Consider the following 12,068-nt stretch of genomic DNA (forward strand, 5'->3'; position numbering starts at 1 on the left):
TGCCGAACGCACGCCCGAGCGCGCCGACACGCCCGGCCGACAACGACACGCCGACCCTACATCTAGTGGCGTGTCGCGCACTTGACCCCCACATCTAGGGGACTAACGTGGCGCTCCTTGGTCTCACGCTGACCGAGGCCCGCCGCCGGCGCGACCCTGCGGCGAGCTCCCACGCTGGAAGGAACGCCGTGACCACCACCACGGACCATGTGACCCCGCCCCCGTCAGCCGCGCCCGCGTCCGCCCCCGCGGCGGCACCCGCGCCGGACACGCGCATCCACGTGACCAAGCGCGACGGGACGCGCGAGCCGTACGACGCGGACCGCATCAACCGCGCGATCGAGCGGGCCGCCGTCGGCCTCAAGGACCAGATCTCGAAGGTCACGCAGGTGGCCTCGGAGCTCGCGATCACCCTGTTCGACGGCATCACCACCGAGCAGCTCGACGAGGCCGCCATCGGTGTCGCCGTGCAGAACGTGAAGGACGACCCGGACTTCGACGTCATCGCCGCACGCCTGCTGCGCAAGGTCCTCTACAAGCGCGTCCTCGGCGACTACGAGTCCGACCTCGAGCTCGCGCTCCTGCACCAGGCCCGCTTCCCCGGCTACGTGCGCGACGCCGTCGAGACCGGCCTGCTCGACACGCGGCTCGCGAGCAACTTCGACCTCGACGTGCTCGCCGCCGCGCTCGACCACCGCCACGACGAGCTGCTCCGCTACACGGGCACCGTCACCATGCGGAACCGCTACATGATCAACGACCGGACCGGGAAGCCGCTCGAGGTCCCCCAGTACTTCTGGATGCGCGTCGCCATGGGGCTCTCGCTCAACGAGGCGAACCCGACGGCCGCCGCGGTCGGGTTCTACTCCGCGATCGCGCGCCTCGAGTACCTGCCCGCCGGCTCGACGCTCGTCAACGCCGGGACGTCCTACCCGCAGCTCTCCAACTGCTTCGTCATGCAGATGGACGACGACATCGAGCACATCGCGACGTCCGTCCGCAACGTCATGTGGCTGACCAAGGGCACGGGCGGCATCGGCCTGTCGGTCACCAAGCTGCGGGCCGAGGGCTCGCCGATCCGGTCCAACAACACGACGTCGACCGGCCCCATCCCCTTCATGCACACCATCGACTCGACGCTGCGCGCCGTGTCCCGCGGTGGCAAGAAGTTCGGCGCCCTGTGCTTCTACATGGAGAACTGGCACCTCGACTTCGCCCAGTTCCTCGACCTGCGGCAGAACTCCGGCGACCCGTACCGGCGCACCCGCACCGCGAACACCGCCGTCTGGATCTCCGACGAGTTCATGAAGCGCGTCGCGGCCGACGACGACTGGTACCTCTTCGACCCCGCCGAGACGCCCGACCTCGTCGAGCTCGTGGGCCGCGAGTTCTCCGAGCGCTACGCGCGGTACGTCGCCGACGCCGAGACGGGCCGCATCCGCCGCTTCCGCAAGATGAAGGCCCGCGAGCAGTGGACCGCGATGCTCATCTCGCTGCAGACCACGTCGCACCCGTGGCTCACGTGGAAGGACACCATCAACGCGCGTGCCCTCAACGACAACACCGGCACCATCCACCTGTCGAACCTGTGCACGGAGATCACGCTGCCGCAGGACCGCGACTCGATCGCGGTCTGCAACCTCGCGTCGGTGAACCTGTCGACGCACCTCGTCGACGGCGAGATCGACTGGGACCTGCTCGCGGCCTCGACGCGGCTCGCGGTGCGCCAGCTCGACAACCTCGTCGACATCACGCTGTCCTCCGTGGGCGAGTCCGAGAAGGCGAACCGCGAGAACCGCGCGGTGGGCCTCGGCGTCATGGGCTTCACGGACCTCACCGAGCGCCTCGGCTACGCCTACGAGTCCCAGGAGGCGTACGACCTCATCGACCAGCTCGTCGAGTTCATCAGCTGGCACGCGATCGACGCGAGCGCGGACCTGGCCCGCGAGCGCGGCTCCTACCCGAACTTCGAGGGGTCGGGCTGGTCCAAGGGCATGGTCCCGATCGACACCCTCGACCGGCTCGAGGCGGACCGCGGCGTCCCCGTCCAGGTCGACCGCACCACGCGCCTCGACTGGGACGCGCTGCGCACCAAGGTCGCGGGCGGCATCCGCAACGCGACGCTCATGGCGATCGCCCCGACGGCGTCGATCGGCCTCGTCGCGGGCACGACGCCGGGCCTCGACCCGCAGTTCTCGCAGATCTTCTCCCGTGCCACGAGCTCGGGGAAGTTCCTCGAGGTCAACCGCAACCTGGTCCGCGACCTCCAGCAGCTGGGCCTGTGGGAGCAGGTGCGCGACGACCTCCTCGCCGCGCAGGGCGACCTCTCCGCCGTCGCGGGCGTGCCCGAGCACCTCAAGGCGGTGTACCGGACGTCGTTCCAGCTCTCGCCGTACGCGTTCATCGAGGTCGCCTCGCGCGCCCAGAAGTGGATCGACCAGGCCATCAGCCGCAACATCTACCTCGCGTCACGCGACGTCGGTGAGATGGCGGCGCTCTACCAGGCGGCGTGGGAGCGCGGCGTCAAGACGACGTACTACCTGCACGTGAAGCCGCGTCACACGGCCGAGCAGTCCACGGTCCGCGTCAACAAGGCCGAGACGCGCCCGACGACGATCGACGCCGCGCCCTCCTCCGGCACGACGAGCGCACCCTCCGCCGCACCCCGCCGCGGGTTCGGCTTCGGCCGCGCGGGCGGCGCGGGCACGGCGGCGACGCCCGAGGTCCGCACAACGCCGGCGGCCCCGGCCCCGGCCCCGGCGCCCGCACCGGACGCGACGGCGACGGCGACACCGGCGCAGCAAGCCGCCGTCTCCCTGGTCACGGCTGCGCCGGCGACCCTCGACCTGGTCACCGCGGCTGTCCGCGCCCGGCCGGTCACGGCCACGCCCGCCCCGATCGCAGCACCTGCACCGATCGCTGCTCCCGCCCCGGCTGTGGCACCCGTCCCGACGGCCTCGGAGGCGGTCGCGGCGCCCGCGAGCACCACGACGAGCGCCGCACCCATCGCCCTGCTCGACGTCACCGACGTGAGCGAGACGGACGACATGGTCGGCGGCGTCGCGTGCCCCGTCGACCCGATGGAGCGGCTCCAGTGCGAGTCGTGCCAGTGACCCGGCCGACCACGCCGGACGACCACGCCCCCGCTTCTGACGCACCGAGGAGAACCATGACCACCGACGCGACCGACCCCACGCCCGCCGCCCAGCCGACTGGGACCGCCGAGCCCACCCAGCCCGCCCACCGCGGCATCCTCGGCACGGGCATCGCCGAGGGACTGCTGCTCAAGCCCGTCCGCTACCAGTGGGCCATGGACCTGTACGACCAGGCCGTGGCGAACACGTGGTTCCCCAACGAGATCCAGCTCGGTGAGGACCTCGCGGACTTCGGCCGCATGACGGACGAGGAGAAGCACGCCGTCACGTTCCTCATGTCCTACTTCAACCCGAACGAGCTGCTGGTCAACAAGGCGCTCGCCTTCGGCGTCTACCCCTACATCAACGCCCCCGAGGCCCACCTGTACCTCGCGAAGCAGATGTGGGAGGAGGCCAACCACTGCATGAGCTTCGAGTACGTGCTCGAGACCTTCCCGATCGACCGGGCCGAGGCGTACGAGTCGCACGTGACGGTGCCGTCGATGGCCGCCAAGGAGGAGTTCGAGGTCCACTACATCCGCCGGATGACCGAGCAGACGCTCGACATCACGACGACCGAGGGCAAGCGCGACTTCGTGCGGAACCTCGTGGCCTACAACATCATCCTCGAGGGCATCTGGTTCTACAGCGGCTTCATGGTGGCCCTGAGCTTCCGTCAGCGGAACCTGCTGCGGAACTTCGGGTCGCTCATCGACTGGATCGTGCGCGACGAGTCCCTGCACCTGAAGTTCGGGATCAACCTGATCCTCACGGTCCTCGAGGAGAACGAGGACCTGCAGACGCCCGAGTTCGCCGACGAGATCCGCCAGATGGTGCTCGACGCCGTCGCGATGGAGGAGCAGTACAACCGGGACCTGCTGCCGGGCGGCATCCTCGGGCTCAACGCGGACTACGTGAACCAGTACGTGCGCTACCTGGCCGACCGCCGGCTCGAGGAGCTCGGGTTCGAGCCCCACTACAACGCGTCGAACCCGGCGAAGTGGATGGCGACGGCCAACGACACCCTTCAGCTCGTCAACTTCTTCGAGGCGACCAACACGTCCTACGAGGTCAACGCGAGCGCGTCGAGCGCGCGCAGCTGAGCAACGGTCCGCGGCGTCGGGAGGGCACAGCGCCCGACGCCGCGGACCCGCTCAGGCGAGCGCCGACCAGATCAGCAGCTGCGTGACGAGGAACCCGACGACGTAGTTGACGCCCAGGAACCTGCGCCACCCACGGTTGGCGAGCGCGGCGTCGGCGTCGGGCACCGAGCGGTACGGCCACGCGAGGGCCGCGTACGGGAGCACCAGCACGGAGGCCAGAGGCCCGGGCCACGGCACGGCGAGCAGCAGCAGGCCCGCCGCCAGGTAGCTCGCGATCGCGAGCCGCACCGTGGTCCGTGCGCCGAGCACCGTGGCGACGGACGCGATGCCGCCCGCACGGTCCGGGACCACGTCCTGGACGGCGCCGAAGGCCTGGCTCGCGCCGCCCCACACAAAGAAGGCGGCGAGGATGATCCAGGCGCCGCGGCCGATCGGCTCCCCGGCCAGCACCAGCCCGTACAGGGCGGGTGAGACGAAGTGGGTGCTCGACGTCAGGGAGTCCAGCACCGGCCGCTCCTTGAACCGGAGCCGGGGCGCCGAGTACGCGACGACGGCGAACAGCGAGAACGCGAGCACCGCCCAGGAGACGGGCGACCCCACGGCCACGAGGTACGCCACGAACGGCACGGGCAGGAGCACGGCCGCGAGGAGCGTCGTGCGGTGCAGCCGGCGGTCGAGCAGCGCACCCTCGACCCCGCCCTTGCGGGGGTTCGCGAGGTCCGACTCGTAGTCGAACACGTCGTTGATCCCGTACATCAGCAGGTTGTACGGGATCAGGAAGAACAGCGTGCCGACGACGAGCCGCGCGTCGACCTCCCGCGTCGCCATCACGTAGGCGGCGGCGAACGGGTAGGCGGTGTTGACCCAGCTCACGGGCCGCGACGCGACCAGGAGCTGCCGCAGCGTCGCCCCCGCACCGCCCGTCGCCCCCGCACCGCCCGTCGCCCGGGCCCCGCCCGCCGTCCCGGGCCCGTCGGGCGCACCGGCCCCGCCACTGCCCACGCGGCTCACCTCTCACCCTCCGCCCGACGACGCCGGCCCAGCAGGTGCCACAGCGCCGGCAGCAGCAGCACGCCCGCGAGGGGGTAGCTGAGGTCCTCGACCGGCGCGACGCCGAGGTCGATGCCGACGAGGTGGGCCTGGCCGTAGGTGAACAGGCCCGCCCGGATCATGAGGTTGTCGAAGACGACGGTCATGACCGCGAGCGCGACGAACGCGAGGGCCACCGGGCGCGCCCGGGGCAGCCCGGTCCGGCGTCGGACGACGACCGCCACCACGGCGGCGACGGCCACGAACGCGAGGGCGAGCCACAGGTACGTCACCGCGCACCTCCCGGGCGGCCCTCGCCGGAGACCGCCGCCGGTGCCCCGGTCGTCGACCGCCGACCGCGCGGGGACCAGCGCGCGAACGCCGCGTACAGGTTCATCGTGAGGTAGCTCAGCAGCACCAGGAACCCGATCTCTTCGATCGGGAGGTGCGGCGCGAGCAGGATGCCCGTCATGTACGGCGTCTGCCCGCGCGCGAAGATGCCGAGGCCGACGCCCGCGAGGTCCCACGCCACGAAGAACGCGACGCCCGCGAGCAGGACGACCGCCGCGCGTCGGGCATCGGCGAAGAAGAACAGCCGGTGGCGGTGGTCGAGGATCACCATGCCGAGGATCGAGAGGGCGAGCGCACCGGCGTACGCCAGGCTCATGCGCGCGCCTCGCCGCCGGCGTGCGTCCGCAGGTCCGCGACCGCCGGGAGGTCGGGCATGCGCGACCCGAGCGGCTCGGCCAGCGGCCCGGAGGACACGTCGCCCCGCAGGCGCTTGACCACGAGCTCCGCGGAGATCAGGCACATCGGCAGCCCGATGCCGGGGATCACCGACCCGCCCGCGTACAGCAGGCCCGCGACGCGGCGCGAGACGTTGCCCGCACGGAACATCGCGCTCTGGCCGAGCGTGTGCGCGGGGCCGAGCGCGGTCCCGCGCCAGGCGCGCAGGTCCTCCGCCCAGTCCGCGGGCCCCACGGTGCGCCGCAGCACGACGCGCTCGGCGAGGTCGTCGACACCGGTCCACGAGGCGATCTGACCGATGACCGCGTCGGCGAGCTCCTCGACCCACGGGTCACCCGTGCCGTCGAGGCCACCGCGGCCGAGGCGCACGTCGGGCGGCACCGGCACCAGGACGACGATGTTCTCCATGCCCTCGGGCGCGGCCGTCGGGTCGGTCGCGGTCACGCGGCTCACGTACACGGACGTCGGGTCCGGCATACGGGCGGGCGGCGCGTCGGTCAGCGGCGCGAAGATCCGGTCGAACGTCCGGTCCCAGCTGTCCGCGAAGAAGAGGCTGTGGTGCTCGATCTGCGGCAGGGGCCCGCGCACGCCGAGGTAGAGCATCACGGCGCTCGGTCCCGGCACCTGCTTGCGCCACCAGCCCGGCGAGTAGGAGCGCAGCTCGGCGGGCAGCAGCTGCTGCTCGGTGTGGTGCAGGTCCGCGGTCGAGACGACGACGTCGGCCGCAAGCTCGTGCGTGCGGCCGTCGGCGTCGCGGTACCGGACGCCTGTCGCGCGGGCACGGTGCCCGGAGCCGTCGAACCCGCCGAGCCACGCCGGTGCCTTCGCGAGGGCCGCGCGAACGCCCGCGGCGGGGCCGCTCAGCGGCGCGACGGGCAGGGGCGTCGTCGTCAGGGCCGTGACGTCGGCGCCCGTGCGGATCCGCACGCCCTCCTTCTCGGCGACGCGACGCATCGCGTCGACCAGCTCGCCGAAGCCGCCGCGGGGGTAGAGCACGCCGTCGGTCAGGTCGAGGTAGCTCATGAGGTGGTACATGCTCGGCGTGAGGCGCGGCGCGGAGCCGAGGAACACGGCGGGGTACCCGAGGACCTGCTGGAGCCGGGTGTCGTCGACGGTGCCCCGGATGCGCGACTCGAGGGACTGGGTGAGCAGGCGCACGAGCTCGGGCAGGTGACGGAGCACGTCCGGGTGCGCGCTGCGGACCAGGGACGCGAACGTCGTGTACAGGAAGTGGCGGGTCGCGATCGTGTACGCCTGCGACGCCGACGCGAGGTAGGCGCGCAGGCGCTCGCCGGCGCCGGGCTCGATCTCCTCGAACAGCCGGACGCTGTCCTCGAGGTCCGAGCGGATGTCGAGGGGCTCGTGCTCCTCGTAGTACACGCGGTAGGCCGGGTCGAGGCGCACGAGGTCGAGCTGCTCGTCCGCGGACGTCCCCAGGAGCCGGAACCAGTGGTCGAAGACCTCGGGCATGAGGTACCACGACGGGCCGATGTCGAAGCGGAAGCCGTCGCTGCGCCACGGTGCGGCGCGCCCGCCGACGTCGTCGCGCGCCTCGAGCACGGTGACGTCCCAGCCGTCGCGCGCGAGCAGCGCGGACGTGGCGAGGCCCGCGACACCGCCCCCGATGACGACGGCCGGACGCCGACGGATGCCCGCCGCGGTCCCGTCGGCGGTCATCGGGCACCCGCCGGTGCGAGCCGGCCGGGCGTGGGCCGGGACCCGCCGCCGCGCAGGGCGCGCGCGGCGACACGGACCTTGACGGGCCCAGGGACGCGGACGCGGGTTCGCGCGATCTCCGCCGCCGGGGTCACCGACAGCCGGCGCGTGAGCTCCGCGAAGAGCCCGTACGCGACGGCCACCGCACGGCGGGCCGCACCGGGCAGCCCGGCCATGGCGGTCGCCGCGAGCCGCAGGTCGTTCTCGATGTCGGCCAGGATCACGCGCTTCTGCTCCTCGGTGAGGTTCTGCGGGTCCACGTCCACGAAGTAGCTGCGGCCGAGCCGGTCGCTGTCGTCGGCGAGGTCCCGCAAGAAGTTGATCTTCTGGAAGGCGGCGCCGAGAGCCCGTGCCCCGGGGGTCAGGCGCTCGTACCGGGCCTCGCGCTCCGCGGGCGGCACGTCGAGGAGGAAGACCCGCAGGCACATGAGCCCGACGACCTCGGCCGAGCCGTACACGTAGGTCGCGAGGCTCTCGGCGTCGTGCACCGTCCGCTCGAGGTCCATGCGCATCGACGCGAAGAAGGGGCGCGTGAGGTCCTCGCGGATCCCCGCGCGGCGGGCCGTGCGCGCGAAGGCGTGGACGAGGAGGTTCGTCGAGTAGCCGCGCTCCAGGGCGCGCTCCGTCTCGGCCTCGAGCGCGTCGAGGAGCCGCCCCGCCTCCACCGCGTCGCCGCCCGCCTCGGCTGCGGCACCGTCGACGACCTCGTCCGCGAGCCTGACCAGGGCGTACACGTTGCGGATGTCCGTGCGGCAGTGCGCCGCGAGGATCCTGGTGGCGAGCCCGAAGCTCGTCGAGTACTCCCGGACCACGAGGTCCGCGGCGCGCTGAGCGACCGTGTCGTAGAGCGTCAGGCGGGCGGGCACCGGGCCTCCTCGATGTGTCGCGCGACGTCGTCGAGGGCCGCACCGATCTGGGCGGCGACCGACGAGACCACCGCTGCCGCGCCGGGCGGGAGCGCGCCGTCGGCCAGCCGTGCGGAGATCTGGCCGAGGTCGGCCCCCACGGCATCCTGCACCATCGCGGGGGCGACCGACCGGGCCAGGGCCCTGCGCAGGTGCGCGGCCGTCGCCTGGTCGAGGTCGGGCCGGCCCAGGTGGTCGGCGAGCTCCGCCCAGACGGGCATGGTGCGCGCGTGCAGGATGAGCGGGGTGCGCTTGCCCTCGCGCAGGTCGGACAGGTTGCTCTTGCCGGTCTCCGCCTCGGGTGCGAACACCCCGAGCAGGTCGTCGACGAGCTGGAACGCGCGGCCGAGGAGGCGGCCGAGGCCGTCGAGCTCCTCGAGCACGGCACGGGGTGCGCGCGCGAGCACGGCGCCCGCGCGCAGCGGCGCCCGGAACGAGTACATCGCGGTCTTGGACTCCGCGACGAGCAGCGACTCCTCGAGCGTCGGCGCCTCGAGGCCGAGGCCGAAGGCCGTGTCCGCGAGCTCGCCACCGGCGGACACGAGCAGGGTCTCGTCGAGCAGGTCACGTAGGGCGTCCCGCAGCTCCGCGGGCACGGGCGCCCCGCCGATGAGCCGGTGGGCCTGGCTCAGCGCGAGGTCGCCGGCGAGGACGGCCGCGGCCTCGGACCAGCGCAGGGCCTGCTCGGAGCCGTGCCCGGCGCCCAGCACCTCGGCCCGCATCGTGGCCGCGAGGTTCGGCTGACCGCGGCGTACCGTGTCGTGGTCGATGAGGTCGTCGTGCACGAGGAAGGACGTGTGCAGCATCTCGAACCCGCACGCCACGGCCACGGCCGCCTCGCGGAGGTCGCCGCCGAGGCCGGCGTGGGTGCGCAGCACCATCGCCGACCGGAACCGCTTGCCGCCGCGCACGCTCCGCTCGATCTCGCGCCACAGGAGCACGTACCGGGGCCCGAACTGCCTGGCCCGCTGCGACGCGTCGTCGAGCACGTGCGTGAGCAGGCGCTCGACCTGCTCGTCGAGGTCGGTCTCGGTGAGCGTCGTCGTGCTCACGGAACGCCGCCCTGGAGGTGCGGGAGGTCCACCGCGGAGCTGACGAGCCAGGGGCTGAACGCCCAGGGGGCCGCGTCGATCGCCCGGCGCAGGGCGTCGGGCTCGACCCACGCGTGGTCCATGACCTCGTCGGGGTTCGGCCGGGGCAGGCCCACGGCCCGCGCCGTGTGGACGGGGCAGATCTCGTTCTCGACGATGCCCGACGCGTCGGTCGCGCGGTACCGGAAGTCGGGGGCGACGAGGCGCACGTCGGCGAGCTCGAGGCCGAGCTCGTCACGCGCGCGCCGCCGCACGGCGTCCTCCATGGACTCGCCGGGGCCGGGGTGGCCGCACACGCTGTTGGTCCACACGCCGGGCCACGTCTTCTTGGCGAGGGCACGCCGCGTCACGAGGACCATGCCGTCGGCGTCGAGCACGTGGCAGGAGAACGCGAGGTGCAGCGGGGTGTCGTGGGTGTGCACGGTGGCCTTGTCGGCGGTGCCCACGGGCTCGCCGTCCTCGGTGAGGAGGACGACCGTCTCGGCTGTCGTCATGGTGGGCCCCTTCCCCGCGCCGGGTCCGCCGCGGAAATACTCAGTATGCTGAGCATACCTGGCGGCTGGCGTGCGACGCTCCCCGTCGAGCGTCGGCCACGTCCCCCTGCGACCCTGGACCCCCATCGTCCGCCCTGAGGGCCCGCGCTGCGACAGGAACGGGAGAGGAGGTGCCATGGCACCCACGCTGTCCGTCGTCATCCCCGTCAAGGACGACGCCCTCGCGCTGCGCCGGTGCCTGGCCGCCCTGGCCGACCAGACGCTCGCACCCCTCGAGGTCGTCGTCGTGGACAACGGCTCGCGGGACGACAGCGCAGCCGTCGCCACCGACCACGGCGCACGCGTGGTCACCGAGCCCGCCCGCGGCATCCCCGCCGCCGCGAGCACCGGCTACGACGCCGCGCTCGGCGACGTCGTCGTGCGCTGCGACGCCGACACCGTGGCCCCGCCCGACTGGCTCGAACGCATCGAGGCCCAGTTCGCCGCCGACCCTGCGCTCGACGCCCTCACGGGCGCCGGACGGTTCTACGACGTCGGGCCGCTGCAGGCCGCCGTCGTCGGCCGGCTGTACCTCGGGGCGTACTACGCGTCCATGCACGCCGCGCTCGGCCACCCGCCGCTCTGGGGCTCCAACATGGCGATGCGCCGCTCGTCCTGGCTCCGCGTCACCGGCACCGTCCACCGCACCGACCCGGAGGTGCACGACGACGCCGACCTCGCCTTCGCGCTCGGTCCCCGCACCCGCATCGTCCACGACCGGACCCTCGTCGTCGCGGTCTCCGGCCGTTCCCTGCACGGGCGCGCCCAGCTGCGCCGACGCTTCGCCCGCGCCTTCCACACCCTCGCGGTCAACTGGCGCCGCATGCCCCCATGGCGGCGGTGGGCCGAGCGCTCACGTGCGCACCGGGGCTCCGCCACCTAGCGTGGCGCCCATGCGCATCGTCATCGCCGGAGGTCACGGCCAGATCAGCCTGCGTCTGACGCGCCTGCTCGCGCAGCGCGGAGACACCGTCGTCGGCCTCGTCCGGAACCCCGACCACGCGCCCGACGTCGTCGCCGCCGGTGGCCAGGCAGGCCTGGTCGACCTCGAGCGGGCCACCGTCGAGGAGCTCGCCCCGATGCTCGCGGAGGCCGACGCCGTCGTGTTCGCCGCCGGTGCCGGGCCGGGCTCGGGCGCCGCCCGCAAGGACAGCGTCGACCGGGGCGCCGCGGTGCTCCTCGCGGACGCCGCTGAGCGCTCGGGCGTCCGCCGCTACCTCCTCGTGTCCTCCATGGGCGTCGACTCCGTCGAGCAGGTGGCCGACGACGTGTTCCGGGCCTACCTGCACGCCAAGGCGGCCGCGGAGGGCGAGGTCCGTGGCCGCGACCTCGACTGGACGGTGCTGCGGCCCGGCGGCCTGACCGACGAGCCGGGCACCGGCCGTGTGCGCCTCGAGTCCCGCACGGAGCAGGGCCAGGTCAGCCGGGACGACGTCGCCGCCGTGCTCGTCGCGCTCCTCGACGAGCCCGCGACGGCCGGCCTCACGCTCGAGCTCGTCGCCGGCAACGACCTCGTGGATGCCGCCGTCCAGGGTGCCGCGCGCGGCGAGCCCGGAGACGCGTCCGCGAGCGCCATCCGCGAGGAGGCCACCGAGCTCGAGGACGACGGTCACGCGGCCGGCCTGCCCCGCGGGCCAGAGGACATCCCGCCGGGGCGGGGGCGGCACCGCGCGGACGACTGAGCTCTCGCGGCCGCCTGGCCGCGGGGTGGGAGCGTGGCCGGGCCAGCGGGTGGGGTACGACCGGGCCGCGGCTCGGATCGTGGCAGCAGCGGACCGGCCTGCGCCGAGAAGCGCGCACGGCGAGCCGT

11 protein-coding genes are annotated in these 12,068 nt (G+C 73.2%); 4 read left to right on the top strand and 7 right to left on the bottom strand.

Features of this window, described 5'->3' with window-relative positions; translation table 11 throughout:
- Positions 1-188 precede the first annotated feature (188 nt).
- Positions 189-3,113: a ribonucleoside-diphosphate reductase subunit alpha gene (locus FZ988_RS16380; RefSeq protein WP_246169574.1), complete on the top strand. Its 2,925-nt coding sequence runs from the start codon at positions 189-191 to the stop codon at positions 3,111-3,113.
- A gap of 56 nt (positions 3,114-3,169) precedes the next feature.
- Complete coding sequence (locus FZ988_RS16385; RefSeq protein WP_149205110.1) at positions 3,170-4,237, top strand: ribonucleotide-diphosphate reductase subunit beta; 1,068 nt, start codon at positions 3,170-3,172, stop codon at positions 4,235-4,237.
- A 51-nt stretch (positions 4,238-4,288) separates the two neighbouring features.
- Here FZ988_RS16385 and FZ988_RS16390 read toward each other — a convergent pair whose 3' ends face one another.
- The 7 genes from FZ988_RS16390 to idi form a co-directional block, all read right to left on the bottom strand.
- Positions 4,289-5,140: a prenyltransferase gene (locus tag FZ988_RS16390; protein ID WP_188079155.1), complete on the bottom strand. Its 852-nt coding sequence runs from the start codon at positions 5,138-5,140 to the stop codon at positions 4,289-4,291.
- Between the two features lie 104 nt (positions 5,141-5,244).
- Entirely contained in the window at positions 5,245-5,559 is a 315-nt protein-coding gene (locus FZ988_RS16395; protein WP_149205112.1) for a lycopene cyclase domain-containing protein, read from the bottom strand.
- The gene (locus FZ988_RS16400; RefSeq protein ID WP_149205113.1) at positions 5,556-5,933 is read right to left on the bottom strand and encodes a lycopene cyclase domain-containing protein; all 378 of its coding nucleotides are present in this window, start codon (positions 5,931-5,933) and stop codon (positions 5,556-5,558) included. The genes FZ988_RS16395 and FZ988_RS16400 overlap by 4 nt, the downstream gene beginning before the upstream one ends.
- Entirely contained in the window at positions 5,930-7,690 is a 1,761-nt protein-coding gene (crtI, locus tag FZ988_RS16405) for a phytoene desaturase family protein (RefSeq protein WP_149205114.1), read from the bottom strand. The genes FZ988_RS16400 and crtI overlap by 4 nt, the downstream gene beginning before the upstream one ends.
- Positions 7,687-8,595 carry a phytoene/squalene synthase family protein gene (locus FZ988_RS16410; RefSeq protein WP_149205115.1) on the bottom strand — a complete coding sequence of 303 codons (909 nt, stop codon included), beginning with the start codon at positions 8,593-8,595 and terminating at the stop codon, positions 7,687-7,689. The genes crtI and FZ988_RS16410 overlap by 4 nt, the downstream gene beginning before the upstream one ends.
- The gene (locus tag FZ988_RS16415; protein WP_149205116.1) at positions 8,580-9,686 is read right to left on the bottom strand and encodes a polyprenyl synthetase family protein; all 1,107 of its coding nucleotides are present in this window, start codon (positions 9,684-9,686) and stop codon (positions 8,580-8,582) included. The genes FZ988_RS16410 and FZ988_RS16415 overlap by 16 nt, the downstream gene beginning before the upstream one ends.
- Positions 9,683-10,219, bottom strand: coding sequence for an isopentenyl-diphosphate Delta-isomerase (gene idi / locus FZ988_RS16420; RefSeq protein ID WP_149205117.1), 537 nt, complete (start codon positions 10,217-10,219; stop codon positions 9,683-9,685). The genes FZ988_RS16415 and idi overlap by 4 nt, the downstream gene beginning before the upstream one ends.
- Positions 10,220-10,394: 175 nt before the next feature.
- Here idi and FZ988_RS16425 point away from each other — a divergent pair, with 175 nt between their 5' ends.
- Entirely contained in the window at positions 10,395-11,141 is a 747-nt protein-coding gene (locus FZ988_RS16425; protein ID WP_149205118.1) for a glycosyltransferase family 2 protein, read from the top strand.
- Between the two features lie 10 nt (positions 11,142-11,151).
- A complete protein-coding gene (locus FZ988_RS16430) occupies positions 11,152-11,940 on the top strand; it encodes an NAD(P)H-binding protein (RefSeq protein WP_149205119.1) in 789 nt (262 codons plus the stop codon).
- Positions 11,941-12,068 lie beyond the last annotated feature (128 nt).

The sequence above is a fragment of the Actinotalea subterranea genome (assembly GCF_008364845.1).
Taxonomy (GTDB): Bacteria; Actinomycetota; Actinomycetes; order Actinomycetales; family Cellulomonadaceae; genus Actinotalea; species Actinotalea subterranea.

Excerpts from the sequence above, each read along its gene's own strand:
- FZ988_RS16385 (WP_149205110.1), top strand. The coding sequence starts at position 3,170 with ATGACCACCGACGCGACCGACCCCACGCCCGCCGCCCAGCCGACTGGG.
- FZ988_RS16400 (WP_149205113.1), bottom strand. The coding sequence starts at position 5,933 with ATGAGCCTGGCGTACGCCGGTGCGCTCGCCCTCTCGATCCTCGGCATG.
- crtI (WP_149205114.1), bottom strand. The coding sequence starts at position 7,690 with ATGACCGCCGACGGGACCGCGGCGGGCATCCGTCGGCGTCCGGCCGTC.
- idi (WP_149205117.1), bottom strand. The coding sequence starts at position 10,219 with ATGACGACAGCCGAGACGGTCGTCCTCCTCACCGAGGACGGCGAGCCC.
- FZ988_RS16425 (WP_149205118.1), top strand. The coding sequence starts at position 10,395 with ATGGCACCCACGCTGTCCGTCGTCATCCCCGTCAAGGACGACGCCCTC.
- FZ988_RS16430 (WP_149205119.1), top strand. The coding sequence starts at position 11,152 with ATGCGCATCGTCATCGCCGGAGGTCACGGCCAGATCAGCCTGCGTCTG.